The sequence below is a fragment of the Marinobacter sp. P4B1 genome (assembly GCF_001447135.1).
Lineage (GTDB): Bacteria > Pseudomonadota > Gammaproteobacteria > Pseudomonadales > Oleiphilaceae > Marinobacter > Marinobacter vinifirmus.
Map to the genome: position 1 here is coordinate 200,047 of NZ_LLXM01000013.1, position 15,415 is coordinate 215,461.

Genomic DNA, 15,415 nt, shown 5'->3' on the forward strand with positions numbered 1-15,415 from the left:
AACTTGGCATTTTATTCACATATTGTTGTCATTTTTGCCAACCATATACTGAACTAACAGTGATCCATTTTATCGTATGGACTTATTTATGTTGAAAGCCAATGGTTTAGCTGAAATTCAGGCCTGAGGTCGCCGTGCTTACAGGCCGATGGACCGGAGGGGGATTTTGCAATTTTTTACATTTTGGCCGGGCAAGGAGCCCAAAGGGAGGTGCAAAAGACTGCCTTGCGCCCCGAAGGGCGTCTGGACAAAAGGCGCAAAGCTTTCAGGGAAAGAAGAGGAATGGATTAAATAGTCTTGCCGTCGTTCAGGGCCAGGGCACCCTTTACGATGCGATAGATCACCCAGATCGAGATACCGAGCAGAATAAACCAGCCGATGATCAATGGGGTGGTAACAATGCCAACCACCGTCCACAACAGCCCGATCCAGAAGGTACGGATTTGCCAGCGGAAATGGCTTTCGATCCAGCTGCCACGTACATCATCCAGCTTCACGTAATTGACGATGACGCCAACCAGGCCGGTGATGCCGCCGAGAAAAAAGGACAGGGCCTGAAGGATGTAAACCACGACCGCCAGGTTGCGGCCAGGCTCCGGCTGACGTTCATTGCCGTTGGGGTTTGCGGGAATAAATTCGGGTTCAGCCAAGGTGATAACTCCGGATCAGGACTTTTCCGCAGTCTACCACAGCCCTTTCGCAGCCGGCCTCGGGGTTTTTGCGGACCTTTCCACAATATGACCCTCTGCAAAAACAAAAACCGGCCCAGGTAAAACCGGGGCCGGCTTTGGTGCTGCCTTGTGGCTAACCGCTATGATCAGGCGCCGATTACGCCGCCGTCGTTGCGGGTTACGATGACGCAGGCATCGCGGGGACGAGGGTCGTTAGCATCCGGCCAGTTGGCTTTCGGGTGCTGGATATTCACGAACATGGTTTTGCTGTCCGGAGTGGTGACCACGCCGGTGACCTCACAGCCCTGGGGGCCCACGAAGAAACGCTTGATCTCACGGGTTTCCGGATTCGCAGCCAGCATCATCTGGTTACCGAAGGTTTCGTCGCTGTATCCGTCAGTCTGGATCCACAGACGGCCGTTGTAATCGAACCACAGGCCATCCGGACTGTTGAAGATGTTGTCGTCATTCAGCGTAACAACGGCGTCGCCATCAACCACGGTCTCTGTGCCCTGCTCACCGGCGAAGACAAAGATATCCCATTCGAAGAAACCGGCAGTGTAATCGTTACCGGCTTCCTGCCAGCGAATGATGTGGCCGTTCTTGTTCTGGGCTACCGGGTTGGCTGCATTCACCTGGTCTTCTGTGCGCTTGGTATTATTGGTGAGAGTGAAGTAAACCTCGCCGGTATTCGGATCAACCGCACCCCACTCCGGACGGTCCATTGGTGTGGCACCGGCAATGTCAGCGGCCAGACGGGTGTTCAACAGCACGTCGGCCTGGTTCTCGAAGCCGTCAAATGCCACATCACCAACGGTCGTACCCTTGGCAGCATTAACCTTGGAGGCAAAAGCCGGGTTGTCGAGATCCAGGGCCAGCCATTCACCACTGCCGTCTTCGTTGAATCGCGCTACATACAGCGTGCCTTCATCCAGCAGGTAACCACCAGCGGTGGCTGCATAGTACGGTTTGGAAGACACGAACTTGTAGATGTACTCGAAGCGGGAGTCGTCACCGGAGTAACAGACAACCGGCTCACCTTCTTTGGCCGGTGCGAAAATTACACCTTCATGGCCGAAACGACCGAGGGCTGTGCGCTTCTGAGGTTTGCTTTCGGGTGAAAACGGGTCAATCTCGACCATGTAACCGAAAGTATTTGCCTCGTTTCGGTAATCGGTTGTGGCAGAACCATCCACAGTCGGCGTCACATCGAAACGACGATACTGGTCCAGACCACTGTCTGCTTTTTCCCAGTCGTAGCGGGAACTACCGCCGACACCATGGCGAGCATATTCGCGAGGACGTTCTGCGACGTCGGTATCAAACGCAAAATAGCCATGCCAGTTCTCTTCTGCCGTCAGGTAGGTGCCCCACGGAGTCGGGCCCATTGAACAGTTGTTAAGCGTGCCGCGAGTCGCTGTCGCGTCCAGACTATATGGTGTTACAAGCTTTTCATATCCACGCAACGGCCCTCTGATATCCATAGCAGTACCACCGGTAACACGACGGTTGTAAGCGCTCTGAACTACGTCCCAGACACCATTGCTATCACGCTTGATGTGGACAACTGAAACACCGTGGGCAGCGATTTCCTTACGGACCTCATCCGCCGGGCGCGAACCATCTGTGTTGACGGTAGCCCCATTTGGATGGATGGCACTTTGGTTAATGTACTCATGGTTCATAACCAACAGACCTTCTTCCGAACTGCTGCCCCCGGACTTCTGGTCGAGCGGGAAGAAATGCATACCATCGTGATGCATGCCAACCTGCTGCTCCTGATCGGCACCAGTGTTCGTACCATCAGGGCGGTAGTCAGGATATGAACCTGTTATCGGCGTTCCCCAAGGCAGAAATGCCTCTGCGGAATAGCCCGACGGGACAACAACCTCATTGGCGGTGGATACCGGAATAGCCTGAAAACCTAACGTTCTTTCAGTTGTGCCGGGCGTTTGGGTATTTCCTGAAGTGGTATCCTCGTCACTGTCGCTGTCACTACCGCAGGCGACCAGGCCTAGCCCCATAACGCTGGCCAGAGCCGCTCCAACGGTCCCTTTCATCACCGCACGGCGCTGCATGCGCGCAGACAGCACCTGGTGAAAAGGCAGGTTCTCGGAATGGTTAACCACCGGCTCGTAGTTAGGGTCCAGATAATTCGGATCAATGTCGTGCTTGGCCATGTTCTGTCTCTCTCGAAATCGGAAGGAAAGGGCTTTAACGAGAGGCAAGTTTCAACCTGAAAGATGACAGAACAACAAACGTTCCGCGTCATTCTGGTTAAAGTTATTTTACAGCTAACCACACCAGCCAAACTTTGTTGTCAGAACCAAAAAAGGGGCGCCACCCCAGCGCCCCTTTTCCGGAAGAAACAACACTCAGCCAATGATCACTGAGTCATCTCGTCATAACCTTCTTCCATGGCATCACCCGCTTCATCAGCGGCTTCACCGACACTGTCCGCAGCGCTCTGGGCACCATCGCTGACTTCATCCGCCGCGTTCTGGGCCCCTTCCTTGATTTCACCCCAGGCACCTTCGTCCTGCCCTGTGGCTTCTTCATAGGATTCCTCGACGGAGTCGGCGGCGTCATCCATCATTTCACCGGCGTTCTCCCCGGCCTGCTCGAAATCGGCCCCTTCATCGCTTTCCGAACTGCAGGCAGCCAGGCCGAGTGTCATCAGTAGAGCCAGTGCGCTCAACGTGAGCTTGTTCATACCATATCCCTCTGTTGGTAAGTATTTACAACGCAAACAGCCTAGAGCGGTTCACCTGCACAGGCAATTACCGGGCGATTACCCTTTCGTTAGCCGCTGGCCGTCGATCATGATCACATGCTCAACACCAAGCACCTTGCCCGAGCCCAGTACCAGAAAATCATGGCCGGCCCGGCTCAGAACGTCCCGGATGTTTTCATGAACCAGGCAAACCTGCCCGTTGGTATCCTGGTAAATGATCTCGGCCAGCCGTCGCCCCTGGACATACTCCACAAGCATTTCCCGAACCGGCAAAGACACAGTCTCTGGTGAGGGGGTTGCAGCACTCATGTTCCATCGTCCCTGTTGTTTTTGTTTTGCAGAAGTCTGGACCACAAATCCCGAATCCGCCAACCGGGGCCGAATTGTCATGTCAGGCCACTTTCCGATGACATTCGTAAAAATTGTTGTATTGCCCGATTGTCCGACATAAATTGAGGGCAACCAAGAACAAAACGGAGATCCCTGATATGAACGCCAAGGCCAATCAAGCAGTCGGGCAACAACCGGCAAATTCCACTCCCGCCTCCGGTGAAAAAGACTGGAAAGATCCCAAGCGTTACCTGTGGCTGCTGGGCCCTGCCCTGCCTGGTATCGGCCTGGCCGCTTTGACCGGATACGCGCTGGCGCCCAAGAAGCTGAAGGCACTGGCGTGGACCGGGCCGGCACTGGTGCACGGCATTATCCCGGCGCTGGACCGGGCAATCGGGGAAGACAAGAGCAACCCGCCGGAATCCGCCGTGCGGTCCCTGGAGCAGGACAAATACTACGACCGGATTGTAAAAGCCTTTATTCCTACCCAGTACGCCATGACGGTTATGGGTGCCTGGCTGGCCAGTCGCAAGAAAACCCCGATCGAAGACAAGATCGGCCTGACCCTGACGGTGGGCGCAATCAACGGTGTGGGCATCAACACCGCCCACGAGCTGGGGCACAAATCCAACAAACTGAACAAGTTGATGGCCATGGCGGCACTGGCGCCGACCGGTTACACCCACTTCGTGGTTGAGCACAATTTTGGTCATCACAAGCGGGTTGCCACACCGGAAGACCCGGCCAGCAGCCGGATGGGCGAGAGTTTCTGGAAGTTCCTGCCGCGCACGGTGTTTGGTGGCATGAAGTCCGCAGTGAAAATCGAGAAGGCGCGGCTTGAGCGCAAGGGCAAGAGTTTCTGGAGCCTGGACAATGAGTTGCTGCAGGGCTGGGCCATGAGTGCCGGGCTCTTTGGTGCGACTACGCTGGTCTGCGGCCCCAGGGCGGTGCCGTTCCTGGCGGCGCAGGCGGTTTATGGGGCAAGCTTGTTGGAAAGCGTGAATTACATTGAGCACTATGGCCTGCTGCGCCAGAAGGACAAGAACGGCAAGTATGAACGCACCCAGCCGGAGCACAGCTGGAACAGCAACCATGTGGTGACCAATCTGTTCCTGTATCAGTTACAGCGGCACTCTGACCATCACGCCCATCCAACCCGGAGTTATCAGGCCCTGAGGCATTTCGAGAAGGCGCCGCAGTTGCCGGGTGGTTATGCGTCGATGTTGTTGCCGGCTTATGTGCCACGGTGGTGGTATGAGACGATGGATAAGCGGGTGATTGATCACTATGAAGGTGATCTGACGAAGATTAACTGGGATCCGGATCGCAAGGACGAGCTGATGGCCAAGTATGCGGATTATGCTGCGAAAGTGGCGGCTGAGGCCTCTGCCCGAAAAGCAGGAAGCAAAACTGAGTCTGAGGCTGCCTGAGATCTGACTGATTTATTGGCTTGATTGCCGGCCCTAGCCTGTCGGTTATGGTGCCGGCTGCGAGTTGGGGCCACCCTTCCGGGAGACGCCGTGAACCCATCCATGGGGGCTTGAGCGCAGCATCCCTGCTGCGCACACTCCCGGAAGGGTGGCCCCAGCCCGCTGCTTACGCTTCTGTGGGATAGTCGTTGATCCTACGATTCGCTACGGACGAGATTTTGAATGACGGGCCAATCCAGCTATTTACCTTTGAACACCGCTTCCCTTCTCTCCAGGAATGACTGGATTCCTTCTTTTACGTCTTCGCTGGCCATGACCGGACGTAGTTCCGGGAACAGGCGCTCCTTGGCCGCTTCCTGGCCTTCTGAAACGGCAATCTTGGACGACTTCAGACTGCCCTGAACGCCTAACGGGGCCGCTTTGGCGATCTTTTCAGCGATTTCCATGGCTTTATTGAACTGCTCCCCGGGCTCCACCAGTTCCTGAATCAAGCCCCACTGATACGCCTGCTCGGCCGTCCATTCGTCACCGGTTAGCAGGTAGCGCTGGGCGTTGCCCCAGCCGATTTCCCTTTGCAGACGGATGGTAGCGCCGCCGCAGGCGAAGATGCCGCGCTTGACTTCCAGCTGCGCGAAGCGGGTGCCTTTGGCGGCAACGCGGACGTCGGTGTTGAGCATCATTTCAACGCCACAGGTGAAGCAGATGCCCTGGGCGGCAAAGACTACCGGCTTGGTAAGTCCCTCGCCTGTGATATGGAACGGATCAAGTTCACCTTCACCGGGCTCGATGCCTTTGCCGTTAGCGAACACGCCGGCCCAGTCGTCCAGTTGCAGGCCGCTGGTGAAGTGGTCACCTTCGGCGTACATGACGGCGACGCGCAGTTCCGGGTCGTTCTGGAGCTGGTAATAGGCGGCAGCGATTTCGTGGTACATGGCCCGGTTCATGGCGTTCATTTTTTCCGGGCGGTTCAGGCCTATCTTCAGGATGTGGCCCTGTTTTTCTACGTTTACCAGTGGCATTGTTCGTGTCCTCTAATTTGGGAACCTAGCCTGGATGTTCGGGGGGGGGCTGCGCAGTCAACGGGGAGGGCTTTTCAGGACACGCCACGAGTACGTCCCTGTAGGCTCGTTTCGGGCCGTCCATGGCCCTCAACGGTCCTGAAAAGCCCTCCCTGTCGCCCGCGCGTCATACTTCTGCGATATACCAGGCCACAGATTCAGAAATAGAACTCAGGTTTTGCTGAAACTTGCATCTCTAGCCTGCGCCCCCACCGTTGCTTGGGTGTGAGCGGCTGGGCGCCCTTTCAGGGACCGTCTGTGGCCATGGATGGCCACAGTCGAGCGCACAGGGAAGTGCTCGTAGCGTGTCCCTGAAAGGGCGCCCAGCCGCTCACACAACCCCCCAAAACGAGCAGGCTACGAACAGAACCAAGACTCCAGAGCTAGAACCAATCGGCCTTCATATTCAGACACGTATCATCCTGATTCCGCAGTAACACCAGGTCCTGGGCCACCGTTGGCAGCTCCCAGTGGAAGAAGTACTGGGCGGCCTGGAGTTTGCCCTGGTAGAAGTTGCGCTCGCTGTCGCTGTTGGCGGAAGCCAATGCATTAGCCGCAGCATTAGCCTGGCGCAGCCACATCCAGGCGACGATGATGTGGCCGAACAGGTGCAGGTAGCAGCTGGCGTTGGCCAGGGTTTTGTCTACCTCGCCACCCATCAGGGATTTGCCCAGGCTCTGGGTGACTTTCACCGCCTGCTGCAACGTCTCACTCAGAGACAATGCCCATTGCTGACAACGGTCAGTGGTGGCCGCTTGCAGGTCTACCTGCATTTCCTGCATCAGCAGCTGCAGCCCGTGGCTCTGGTCTTGCCAGATCTTGCGGCCCAGCAGGTCCAGGGCCTGGATGCCGTTGGTGCCTTCGTGGATGGGGTTCAGGCGGTTGTCGCGCCAGCATTGTTCCACCGGGTATTCCCTTGTGTAACCAGCGCCGCCATAAACCTGGATCGCCAGGTCGTTGGCTTTTGGGCCAAACTCGGAAGGCCAGGCTTTGATCACCGGGGTGAGAAGGTCCAGCAACTTGCCGGCTTCCATTCGTTTCTGTTCATCCGGGTGGGTGTGCTGGTCGTCCATCAGGCGAGCACCATACAGGCACAGGGCCAGGCCGCCTTCGCTGTAGGCTTTCTGGGCCAGCAGCATGCGGCGCACGTCGGCGTGGTCGATGATGGGCACTTGCGGGCTTTCGGGGTTCTTTTCGCTGGCTTTGCGGCCCTGCAGGCGGTCTTTGGCGTATTCCAGGCTGTGCATGTAGCCGCGGTAGCCGATCACTGCCGCGCCAAAGCCCACACCGATGCGGGCTTCGTTCATCATCTGGAACATGTATTTCAGGCCCTGATGAGGCTCGCCCACCAGGTAGCCGTGGCAGGGCGCATCATCGCCGAAGCTGAGGGCGGTGGAGGTGGTGCCGCGATAGCCGAGTTTGTGGATCAGACCAGCCAGGCTGACGCCGTTGCGCTCGCCGGGGTTGCCGTTTTCGTCCACATGGAATTTCGGGACGATAAACAGGGAGATGCCTTTCACGCCGGCCGGCGCGCCTTTGATCTTGGCCAACACCATGTGAACGATGTTTTCGGTGATGCTCTGCTCGCCACCGGAGATGTAGATTTTGGCACCTTTGATCAGGTAGTGGCCGTCGTCGGTGGGCGTGGCGGAGGTGCGGATGTCCGCCAGGCTGGAGCCGGCGTGGGGCTCGGTCAGGGCCATGGTGCCGCTGTAGCGGCCGCTGAGCATGTTGGGCAGAAATTTGGCTTTCTGTTCGTCGTTGCCGAACACGCGGATGAGGTTGGCGGCCGCGGTGGTCAGGAACGGGTAGCCTGCGGTGCCGGGGTTGGCGGCGGTGAAGAAGCCGTTGCAGGCGGCCATGACAGATTCCGGCAGTTGCATGCCGCCGAGGTCGTAGTCGTATCGACCGGCTAGGAAGCCGGCTTCGGCGTAGGCATCGAAGGCCTGTTTGACCTCGGGGAGCATTTCTACCTGGCCGTTGACGAATCTGGGTTCGTCTTTGTCTGCCGCGCTGTTGTGGTTGGCGAATTTTTCTTTGGCCATTTTGTCAGCGGTTTCGATGACGGCGTCGAAGGTGTCTTTGCTGTGTTCGCTGAAGCGCTCACGCTGGGTGAGGGCTTCGGTGTCCATGACTTCGTAAAGCTGAAAGGCGAGGTCGCGGCGGTCGATCAGGGTGTCGGTCATTCTGGGTCTCCTGTTTATTGCCGTTAGCCTCTCACAACCACTACACTGGTTGGAATTGTCATTTTTGACTTATTCTTGGTTGAATCCGCCAACCTTTGTTCTGACAAGACGGCCACTGTCGTGGGTATTGCCTTCCGGGAGACGCCGTGAACCCGTCCGTGGGGGCTTGAGCGCAGCTTCCCTGCTGCGCACACTCCCGGAAGGCAATACCCACGCCAGCAGCCTGATTGGGCGATGGCCGTCGCGCCATTTCGGGCACTACTAACAAGCCGTACAGGAGCCAGCTTTTGAAAACCGTCACTATCATTGGCTTCAACGGTGCGCTGGCCAGCGCTATCACAGGGATGATCGACCTGTTTCGCCTCGCCGGGGTGACCTGGGCACGTATTCACGGGGAGCAGCCTTCTGCACAGTTCAAAACCCGGCTGCTGACCGAGAACGGTGAGCCCTGCCAGTGCATCAATGGTGTGACAATTCTGGCTGACGGTTCCTGGCAGGATGTTGATGATCTGAGGGCGGATGACGTGCTGATTATTCCGACCATTGGCGCGCCCATTGATGAAATTCTGAAGACAAACAACCCTTTGATTCAGTGGCTTTCACAGTTTCAGGACGCAACTCCCGGCGATGTCCGCGTAGCAAGTAACTGCACCGGGGCGTTTTTACTGGCCGCCGCCGGGTTGCTGGACGGGCGGGAGGCGACGACGCACTGGGGCTTCAGCAATCAGTTCCGGGAGCGGTTTCCAGCGGTGGATTTGCGGCCGGAGAAGCTGGTGACGGTGGGCGGGCCGGTGGCTTGTGCCGGGGGAGGCATGGCCTGGTGGGATTTGGGGGTGTATCTGGTGGAGCGGCTGGCGGGGGCGCAGGTGGCGCGGGAGTTGGCTAAGGCGTTTGTGATTGATGCGGGGCGGACCAGCCAGGCACCCTACAGTGCTTTGCAGGCTCGCCGGTATCATTCGGATTCGGTGGTGCTGGGGCTTCAGGATTGGCTGGAGGGGCATTTCCGGGAGGCGGTTTCTGTGGCGGATCTTGCCACGAGGGCCAGGTTGTCGGAGCGGTCGTTGCTGCGGCGGTTCCGGCAGGCGACCGGAGACACACCAACTACCTATCTTCAATTGCTGAGAATCGAGGAAGCCCGGCGGTTGCTGGAGAGTTCACAGGCTGGCCTGGACGCGATTACCCGGGCCGTAGGTTATGAGGATGTGAGCTCTTTCAGCCGGTTATTCCGTAAGCAAACCGGGCTTTCTCCGGGGGCCTATCGTTCGAAATTTGGCCGTTAAATCCTTTGGTTGACTTGACCTGACCGCCCCGGCACGTATTATCAACCGTCAAGTTTCACAGACGGAGCAACCATGACCGTAAGGTCCAGAGGCTGCACAAACATTCCAGGATTGCCCCTGACCGCTGACATCGTTCTGCAGCGGGGCCGCCTTCCCTATTTTCCGGATCCCCCCTTCTCTGCCTGATCAGCAAGTGAGCCTTAAACGGGCCGCTTTCGTGTGCACGCAGGCTTTCTGAACGCTACACTCAGACTGCTTCGTACTTCTTTCCCATGTAAAAAGAAAACCGATAACGAGGTTGCGATGTCGCTACCCCTGGTTGTATTTCTGCCCTTTCTGGTGGCTATTGCTGCGCCACTGTTTGCCCAGGGCGGGCGAACGGCGATTGCCATAGTCTCTTCCATACCGGCTATTATTGGCCTGGCGGCCCTGTTTCCCCACTGGGAAACGCTGGCTGGCGGCGGTGTAGTCCATAACTCCTGGGAATGGCTGCCGGCGCTGGGCATTTCCTTCAGTTTCCGGCTCGACGGGCTGGCGCTTCTGTTTGCGTTGCTGATCCTGATCATCGGCCTCCTGATTATCCTGTATGCCCGCTATTACTTGAAAAAAGGCGAGAACATCGGAAAGTTCTACGCCCTGCTTCTGTGCTTCAAGGGCTCCATGCTGGGCATTGTTCTGTCCGGCAACCTGTTGCTGATGATGATTTTCTGGGAACTGACCAGTCTGACCTCGTTCCTGCTGATCAGTTTCTGGACCCATAAACAGGATGCCCGCCGGGGCGCGCGGATGGCACTGGCGGTTACCGGCGGTGGTGGCCTGGCGCTGCTGGCCGGCATTCTGATCATCGGTAACATCGTGGGAAGTTTCGAGCTGGATGCCGTGCTGGCCGCTGGCGACCTCATCAAGAACCACGCCATGTACCCGGTGGCACTCACCCTGATTCTGCTGGGCGCGTTCACCAAGTCTGCCCAGTTCCCGTTCCACTTCTGGCTGCCCCACGCCATGCAGGCACCCACGCCGGTATCTGCGTACCTGCACTCGGCCACCATGGTGAAGGCCGGGGTGTTCCTGATGGCGCGCCTGTACCCGGCCCTGGCCGGCACCGAGCAATGGTTCTACATGGTGAGTTTCACCGGCATGGCTACGCTGTTGGTGGGCGCCTATGTGGCCATGTTCAAGCACGACCTGAAAGGCCTGCTGGCCCACTCCACCGTCAGCCACCTGGGCCTGATCACGCTGCTGTTCGGCATGGGTACCGAGCTGGCAGCGGTAGCTGCGGTCTTCCACGTGATCAACCACGCCACCTTCAAAGCCTCCCTGTTTATGGCGGCCGGCATTATTGACCACGAAACCGGCACCCGCGACATGCGACGAATCAACGGTCTCTGGCGCTACATGCCCCATACCGCAACCCTGGCGATGGTGGCGGCGTCGTCCATGGCCGGGGTGCCGCTGCTGAATGGCTTCCTGAGTAAGGAAATGTTCTTTGCCGAGTCCCTGCAGCTGAACCTGCCTGGTATCTGGGCCTGGATTCCGCCGATTGTGGCCACGCTGGCCGGTATTTTTGCAGTGGCCTATTCCGCCCGTTTCGTGCACGACGTGTTCTTTAACGGCAAGCCGGTCAACCTGCCGATCTACCCGCCCCACGAACCACCCCGGTACATGAAGATTCCGGTGGAGATCCTGGTGTTTGCCTGTGTGATGGTGGGCGTATTCCCGGCCTACTCGGTAGGTCCGCTGCTTTACTCCGCTTCGGCCGCTACCCTGGGTGGCGAGGTTCCGGACTACCACCTGGCTGTCATGCACGGCTTCAACCTGCCGCTGATGATGAGCTTTGCCGCCTTTATCGGTGGCCTGATCATGTACTCACAGCGCCAGAAGTTTTTCGATTTCCACGCCCGGTTCAAGGAAGTGGATGAAAAAGCGGTCTTTGAAGCCGTGGTCTCCCGCTTTGTGGAACTGGCTAACCGATTCACTGCACGCATCGAAAACGGCTCCTTGCAGCGCTACGCCATGCTGCTGGTTGCCAGTGCGATTGTGGTGGCGATGGTCCCGCTCGCCACTATGGGCATCTTCGTGGGCGAGAACGGGCTGTCACCGGTGGACTGGCCCACTGCCATTGCCGCTGCGGTTCTGATCCTCTGCGCCCTGGCCTCTGCATTCCTTCACCGGGGACGGTTTACCTCCCTGATGTTCCTGAGCGTGGTGGGGCTGCTGGTGGCGCTGGCCTTTGCCCGCTTCTCGGCACCGGACCTGGCCATGACCCAGCTGTCGGTCGAAGTAGTGACCATGGTGCTGCTGATGCTGGCCCTGTTCTACATGCCTTCGTGGACGCCGCTTGAAACCTCCGGCACTCACCGTGCACGGGACATTGTGCTGGCCCTGCTGGCCGGTGGCGGCATGACACTGGTGACGCTGGCCATGTTGACCCAGCCGTTTACCTCCATCAGCGAGTTCTTCCTGGAAAACAGCAAGACCGGTGGTGGCGGCACCAACGTGGTGAACGTAATCCTGGTGGACTTCCGGGGCTTCGATACCCTGGGTGAAATCACGGTATTGGCCATTGCCGCCCTTGGCATCTATGCCATGCTCAAGGACACGGCGCTCACACCGCCGCCGGGTGATGGTGAAGGCCATGCCTGGACCCGTGACGCCTACCCGCTGATGCTCAAGCAGATTGCCCGGCCCATGCTGCCGCTGGCGCTGATGATTTCGGCCTACATCTTCCTGCGCGGGCATAACCTGCCGGGCGGTGGCTTTATTGCCGGCCTGATCACCTCGGTTGCCCTGATTCTCCAGTACATTGCAAGTGGCATGGTCTGGACCCAGGATCGCATCGGCATCAAGTATCACAACGTGATCGGCCTGGGCCTGATGTTTGCCACCATCGCCGGCGCCGGCAGCTTTGTTTATGGCCACCCGTTCCTCACTTCAACCTTTGACTACATCACCTGGCCGGTGGTGGGCAAGTTCGAGGTAGCCTCAGCCCTGGTGTTTGACCTCGGCGTGTATCTGGCCGTGATTGGCGCGACCCTGCTGGCCCTGGTCAGCATCGGCCGGTTGTCCCCCCACTCTGCGATCAGAAGCCCCCGGGAGAATGTGTAATGGAGCTTGTTTTTGCACTGGTTATAGGCGCCCTGACGGCGTCTGGCGTTTACCTTTTGCTTCGGGCACGAACTTTCCCGGTGGTTGTGGGGCTTACGCTCCTGTCTTACGGGGTTAACCTGTTCCTGTTCGCCTCCGGCCGGCTGGCCACGGGCCAGCAGCCGATTCTGGGCAGCTCGGCCAGTTATGCCGACCCCCTGCCCCAGGCCCTGGTATTGACGGCCATTGTTATCGGCTTTGCCATGACCGCCTTTGTGGTGGTGTTGTCACTGCGAAACCTGGCCGACAACCAGGACGACCACGTGGATGGCAACCGCAAGCAGGATGAAGACAGCGAGGAGGCCAAGCAATGAACCATTGGCTGACCGCACCCGTCCTGATTCCGCTGCTGGGTGGCATACTGCAGACGTTTATGGGCTACGCCCCGATTGCGCTGCGCCGGACACTGGCGCTGGCAACCACCGTTCTGCTGGTGGCCACCAGCCTGGTGCTCCTGACCATGGCCGACGATGGCAGCTACCGGGCCTACGCCTTCGGCAACTGGCAGCCACCCTTCGGCATTGTGCTGGTGCTGGACCGACTGGCAGCTTTCATGCTGGTGATGACTTCAGTACTTGCCCTGCTGGCCCATATTTTCTCGCTGGGCGGTGCCGACGAAGGCAACCGGCAGTTCCACACCCTGTTCCTGTTCCAGTTGATGGGGCTGAACATTGCCTTCCTGACCGGAGACCTGTTCAACCTGTTTGTGGCCTTCGAGGTGCTGCTGATTGCCTCCTACGGACTGCTGATGCACGGTGGCGGCACGGTGCGCACGGTTCCGGGCCTGCATTACGTGGTGCTCAACCTGGTAGGTTCATCGCTGTTCCTGATCAGCGTAGGCATGATCTACAGCGTAACCGGCACCCTGAACATGGCCGACCTGGCCGTCAAAGTGCCGCAGGTGACCGGTGAAAATGCCCTGCTGGTAAAAGCCGGTGGCATGATGCTGCTGGTGGTGTTTGCCCTGAAGGCGGCGGTGTTGCCCCTGTGCTTCTGGCTGCCGAAAGCCTACGCCAGCGCTACGGCTCCGGTCGCCGCGCTGTTCGCGATCATGACCAAGGTTGGCATTTACGCGATTATCCGTGTGTATTTCCTGGTTTTCGGCGACGATGCCGGCGAACTGGCCAACCTCGGCATGGACTGGCTGTTCCCGCTGGCGCTGATCACCCTCGCCATGGGTGTGATGGGTGCACTGGGTGCTGACAACCTGAAATCCCTGACCGCCTGGCAGGTTATTATTTCGGTGGGCACCTTGCTGGCACCGATTGCCCTGGGCTCAGCTGAAAGCCTTTCTGCCGCCTTGTTCTATATGCTCAGCACTACCTGGATTGTTGCCGGCCTGTTCCTGGTGGCAGACCTGGTGGCCTCCCAGCGCGGCAGCGCCGGAGACCGGATTATTACCGCGCCGATGATGCGTCATCGCACCTTCCTGAGTGTTCTGTTCATGATCGGCGCCGTTGCCGCGGCCGGCCTTCCGCCATTCAGCGGCTTCTTCGGCAAGTTGCTGATCCTGATGTCGGTTGAGCCCAGCCCTCGGATGGCGTGGCTCTGGGGCACCATCCTGGTAGGCGGGTTCCTGACGCTGGTGGCCTACAGCCGTGCCGGCAGTATCGTGTTCTGGCGTACTGTTGATGGCCACGTTGAAACCGCCCGCCCGCTCAAAGGCACCACCGCCGTAGCGGCGGGCGCCATGATTGCGCTCACTGTGGTGATTGTGGCCATGGCAGGCCCGATCAACCGGTACACCGAAGACACTGCCGCCCAGATCCTGGATACATCGGCCTATATCGACATACTGCAGACCCCCATGGTCGGGGAGGATGACTGATGCTGGACAGACTTAGCTTTCCGCAGCCGTGGCTCAGCCTGATTCTGTTTCTGACCTGGCAATTCCTGAGTGATGGCATTTCCGGCGGCAGCCTGGTACTGGGCCTGGTGCTGGCCTGGGGTATCCCCCAGCTGACCCAGGGCTTCTGGCCAGAGCGGCCTGCCTTCATGAAATCCTGGCGCATGCCGACTTATCTGCTGGTCGTGCTCTGGGACATCGTGATTGCCAGCTTCTCGGTCGCCAAGCTGATCCTGAGCCCACGCAAACCGGAACCGGTGTTCGTTTGCTACCCGCTGCAACTGGAGCATCCGCTGGCTATTTCCATTCTGGCCAGCACCATTTCACTGACCCCGGGCACCGTCAGTGCCGATATCAGCGATGATGAAAAGATGTTGCTGATCCACGCCCTGGACGCCCGAAGCGACGACGAAGTGATCGATGCCATCCACAAGCGTTACGAGAAACCCCTGATGGAGATGTTCAAATGATCACCATCGCGCTGTACGCCAGCATTGCCATGGTTACCCTGGCTGCCCTGCTGAATGTCTACCGCCTGATACAGGGCCCGGATGCACCGGACCGTGTATTGGCGCTGGATACCCTGTATATCAACGCCATTGCCCTGATCATCCTGCTGGGCATTACGCTCGGCACCCGCATGTACCTGGAATCCGCCCTGCTGATCGCCGTGATGGGCTTTGTCAGCACGGTGGCCACCGCCAAGTACCTCAAGCGCGGCAGCGTGATTGAATAA

13 protein-coding genes are annotated in these 15,415 nt (G+C 58.4%); 7 read left to right on the forward strand and 6 right to left on the reverse strand.

What is annotated here, in order from left to right; translation table 11 throughout:
* Positions 1–287 precede the first annotated feature (287 nt).
* The 4 genes from AQ621_RS10360 to AQ621_RS10375 all read right to left on the reverse strand — a co-directional run bounded on the left by AQ621_RS10360 (position 288) and on the right by AQ621_RS10375 (position 3,714).
* Positions 288–650 carry a DUF4870 family protein gene (locus AQ621_RS10360; RefSeq protein ID WP_058341390.1) on the reverse strand — a complete coding sequence of 121 codons (363 nt, stop codon included), beginning with the start codon at positions 648–650 and terminating at the stop codon, positions 288–290.
* 167 nt (positions 651–817) lie between these two features.
* Entirely contained in the window at positions 818–2,851 is a 2,034-nt protein-coding gene (locus AQ621_RS10365; RefSeq protein WP_058341391.1) for a PhoX family protein, read from the reverse strand.
* A gap of 206 nt (positions 2,852–3,057) precedes the next feature.
* Entirely contained in the window at positions 3,058–3,384 is a 327-nt protein-coding gene (locus AQ621_RS10370; protein ID WP_058341392.1) for a hypothetical protein, read from the reverse strand.
* Between the two features lie 78 nt (positions 3,385–3,462).
* Positions 3,463–3,714, reverse strand: a complete 252-nt coding sequence (locus AQ621_RS10375) for a hypothetical protein (protein ID WP_058341393.1) — start codon at positions 3,712–3,714, stop codon at positions 3,463–3,465.
* A 179-nt stretch (positions 3,715–3,893) separates the two neighbouring features.
* Here AQ621_RS10375 and AQ621_RS10380 point away from each other — a divergent pair, with 179 nt between their 5' ends.
* Positions 3,894–5,165, forward strand: a complete 1,272-nt coding sequence (locus AQ621_RS10380) for an alkane 1-monooxygenase (protein WP_058341394.1) — start codon at positions 3,894–3,896, stop codon at positions 5,163–5,165.
* A 239-nt stretch (positions 5,166–5,404) separates the two neighbouring features.
* Here the strand turns inward: AQ621_RS10380 and AQ621_RS10385 are convergent, their stop codons facing one another.
* Positions 5,405–6,184 (reverse strand): crotonase/enoyl-CoA hydratase family protein, encoded by a 780-nt coding sequence (locus AQ621_RS10385; RefSeq protein WP_058341395.1) that lies wholly within the window; start codon positions 6,182–6,184, stop codon positions 5,405–5,407.
* A 422-nt stretch (positions 6,185–6,606) separates the two neighbouring features.
* On the reverse strand, positions 6,607–8,409 hold the full coding sequence (locus tag AQ621_RS10390; RefSeq protein WP_058341396.1) for an acyl-CoA dehydrogenase: 1,803 nt from the start codon (positions 8,407–8,409) through the stop codon (positions 6,607–6,609).
* 287 nt (positions 8,410–8,696) lie between these two features.
* Here AQ621_RS10390 and AQ621_RS17915 point away from each other — a divergent pair, with 287 nt between their 5' ends.
* The 6 genes from AQ621_RS17915 (at position 8,697) to AQ621_RS10420 (ending at position 15,415) form a co-directional block, all read left to right on the forward strand.
* Positions 8,697–9,689, forward strand: a complete 993-nt coding sequence (locus AQ621_RS17915) for a GlxA family transcriptional regulator (protein ID WP_058341397.1) — start codon at positions 8,697–8,699, stop codon at positions 9,687–9,689.
* Positions 9,690–9,992: 303 nt separating this feature from the next.
* On the forward strand, positions 9,993–12,794 hold the full coding sequence (locus AQ621_RS10400) for a monovalent cation/H+ antiporter subunit A (RefSeq protein ID WP_058341398.1): 2,802 nt from the start codon (positions 9,993–9,995) through the stop codon (positions 12,792–12,794).
* The gene (locus tag AQ621_RS10405) at positions 12,794–13,147 is read left to right on the forward strand and encodes a Na+/H+ antiporter subunit C (RefSeq protein ID WP_022987973.1); all 354 of its coding nucleotides are present in this window, start codon (positions 12,794–12,796) and stop codon (positions 13,145–13,147) included. The genes AQ621_RS10400 and AQ621_RS10405 overlap by 1 nt, the downstream gene beginning before the upstream one ends.
* Positions 13,144–14,661, forward strand: a complete 1,518-nt coding sequence (locus AQ621_RS10410; RefSeq protein ID WP_058341399.1) for a monovalent cation/H+ antiporter subunit D — start codon at positions 13,144–13,146, stop codon at positions 14,659–14,661. The genes AQ621_RS10405 and AQ621_RS10410 overlap by 4 nt, the downstream gene beginning before the upstream one ends.
* Entirely contained in the window at positions 14,661–15,149 is a 489-nt protein-coding gene (locus tag AQ621_RS10415; RefSeq protein WP_058341400.1) for a Na+/H+ antiporter subunit E, read from the forward strand. Before AQ621_RS10410 ends, AQ621_RS10415 begins: the two co-directional genes overlap by 1 nt.
* A complete protein-coding gene (locus AQ621_RS10420; protein WP_022987970.1) occupies positions 15,146–15,415 on the forward strand; it encodes a K+/H+ antiporter subunit F in 270 nt (89 codons plus the stop codon). The genes AQ621_RS10415 and AQ621_RS10420 overlap by 4 nt, the downstream gene beginning before the upstream one ends.

Excerpts from the sequence above, each read along its gene's own strand:
- AQ621_RS10370 (WP_058341392.1), bottom strand. The coding sequence starts at position 3,384 with ATGAACAAGCTCACGTTGAGCGCACTGGCTCTACTGATGACACTCGGC.
- AQ621_RS10420 (WP_022987970.1), top strand. The coding sequence starts at position 15,146 with ATGATCACCATCGCGCTGTACGCCAGCATTGCCATGGTTACCCTGGCT.
- AQ621_RS10405 (WP_022987973.1), top strand. The coding sequence starts at position 12,794 with ATGGAGCTTGTTTTTGCACTGGTTATAGGCGCCCTGACGGCGTCTGGC.
- AQ621_RS10380 (WP_058341394.1), top strand. The coding sequence starts at position 3,894 with ATGAACGCCAAGGCCAATCAAGCAGTCGGGCAACAACCGGCAAATTCC.
- AQ621_RS10385 (WP_058341395.1), bottom strand. The coding sequence starts at position 6,184 with ATGCCACTGGTAAACGTAGAAAAACAGGGCCACATCCTGAAGATAGGC.
- AQ621_RS10415 (WP_058341400.1), top strand. The coding sequence starts at position 14,661 with ATGCTGGACAGACTTAGCTTTCCGCAGCCGTGGCTCAGCCTGATTCTG.
- AQ621_RS10410 (WP_058341399.1), top strand. The coding sequence starts at position 13,144 with ATGAACCATTGGCTGACCGCACCCGTCCTGATTCCGCTGCTGGGTGGC.
- AQ621_RS10390 (WP_058341396.1), bottom strand. The coding sequence starts at position 8,409 with ATGACCGACACCCTGATCGACCGCCGCGACCTCGCCTTTCAGCTTTAC.
- AQ621_RS10400 (WP_058341398.1), top strand. The coding sequence starts at position 9,993 with ATGTCGCTACCCCTGGTTGTATTTCTGCCCTTTCTGGTGGCTATTGCT.
- AQ621_RS10365 (WP_058341391.1), bottom strand. The coding sequence starts at position 2,851 with ATGGCCAAGCACGACATTGATCCGAATTATCTGGACCCTAACTACGAG.
- AQ621_RS10375 (WP_058341393.1), bottom strand. The coding sequence starts at position 3,714 with ATGAGTGCTGCAACCCCCTCACCAGAGACTGTGTCTTTGCCGGTTCGG.